This is a genomic window from Microbacterium sp. K41 (assembly GCF_004794395.1).
Taxonomy (GTDB): Bacteria; Actinomycetota; Actinomycetes; order Actinomycetales; family Microbacteriaceae; genus Microbacterium; species Microbacterium sufflavum.
Window position 1 is genome coordinate 1 of sequence record NZ_SSDO01000096.1, and the last position, 1,460, is coordinate 1,460.

A 1,460-nucleotide genomic window follows, 5' to 3' on the forward strand; every position below is an offset into this window, starting at 1 on the left:
GCGGTGGCGATGCCGCGGCCGATGCCGGAGCTGCCGCCGGTCACCACGGCCGTGCGACCGTCGAGCGAGAACAGCGAGTCGAGGTAGGCGTTCATGCGGGCGGCCTTTCGGGGGTCGGGCTCACCAGTTCAGGGCGTCGGCGAGCGCGGGATCGGGAGCGGCGTCGGCGAACTCCGGCAGCGCCCGCAGCTCGGCCAGGAAGGCCTGCACCTCGGCGTCGTACGCCGGGTCGGGGTGCGTACGGGCGATGTCGAGCAGGGGAGGGACGTCCATCGCCAGGATGAGGTCGAGGCGGGCGGTGACGGCGGCGTGCTCCCCGGCGGCGTGCAGCACCGCGATGCCGCCGCGGAGGGCCGTGAGGTAGTCGCGGAGCACGGGGAGCTGGGCCTTGCTCTGCGTGATCGACGTGCCGTCGGCCCTGACCCGCCACTCGACGACGACGTCGGGGATGACGTCGAACGCCCCGGCGCGGGTGTACAGGGTCTGCGCGACGACCTGGTCCTCGTAGGCGACGCCCTCGGGGAAGCGGAGGTCGGTCCACAGCGGGGTCCTGCTCACCTTCGACCACGCGACGATGTTCGACGCGGCCGCGGGGTGCTCGCCGAGCGTGGTGGCGCGTCGCTCGGGGGCGGTGGCGGCGGCGACCCACGGCTGCACGCGTCCCGCGACGTAGCGGTCGCCCTGCCACCGCGACCGCACGTACGCGCCGGCGGCGAGGTCGCTTCCGGTCTCCTCGAGCGTGCCGAGCAGTCGGGCGAGCGCCGTGGGGCGCAGTTCGTCGTCCGCGTCGAGGAACCCGGTGTACGGGGTGTCCACGAGCGAGAGTCCCACGTTGCGCGCGGCACCGAGGCCGCGGGAGGCGGCGTGACGCATCGACGTGAACCGCGGATCCGCGGCCGCGGCGGCGTCGAAGATCGCGCCCGTGTCGTCGGTCGAGCCGTCGTCGATGAGGATGGCACGCCAGCGTCGCTCGGTCTGCGCGCGCAGCGAGTCGAGCGCGGCGGGGGCGAAGGCGGCGATGTCGCGTCCTGGCACGACCAGGGTCACGAGCGGGGCGTCGGTCACCAGCCGAGTCTAGAGCCGCAGCTCATCCGCGGACGGCGTCCACCGAGGCGGCGACGAGGGCGGCGAGGCGCTCCGGCGCGTCGTCCGGGAGGGGGGTGCGCCCGAACGTGAAGCGCACCGAGGTCTGGGCGACCGCGGGGTCGACGCCGCACGCGAGCATCACGTGCGACGGCTCGTCGCTGCCCGCCGCGCACGCGGAGCCGCTGGACGAGATGACGCCGCGCCGCTCCAGCTCCAGCAGCACCGCCTCGCCGCTCACCCCCGCGATCGTGAAGCTGGCCGTGGCGGGCAGACGGCGCACGGGGTCGCCCGTGAGCGCCGCCTCCGGCCCCCGCCGCAGCACCTCGGCGATGAAGCGTCCGGTCGCGGCGCCGATCCGCGCCCCCGCGACCTCG

At 75.3% G+C, this 1,460-nt stretch carries 2 protein-coding genes; both read right to left on the reverse strand.

The genetic code is table 11. From position 1 onward, the window contains the following. Nucleotides 1-120 precede the first annotated feature (120 nt). Nucleotides 121-1,065: a glycosyltransferase family 2 protein gene (locus DW309_RS01920; RefSeq protein WP_342590361.1), complete on the reverse strand. Its 945-nt coding sequence runs from the start codon at nt 1,063-1,065 to the stop codon at nt 121-123. A gap of 22 nt (nt 1,066-1,087) precedes the next feature. Beyond that, the coding region (locus tag DW309_RS01925) for an aminotransferase class V-fold PLP-dependent enzyme (RefSeq protein WP_136044393.1) at nt 1,088-1,460 on the reverse strand (373 nt) is incomplete at its 5' end.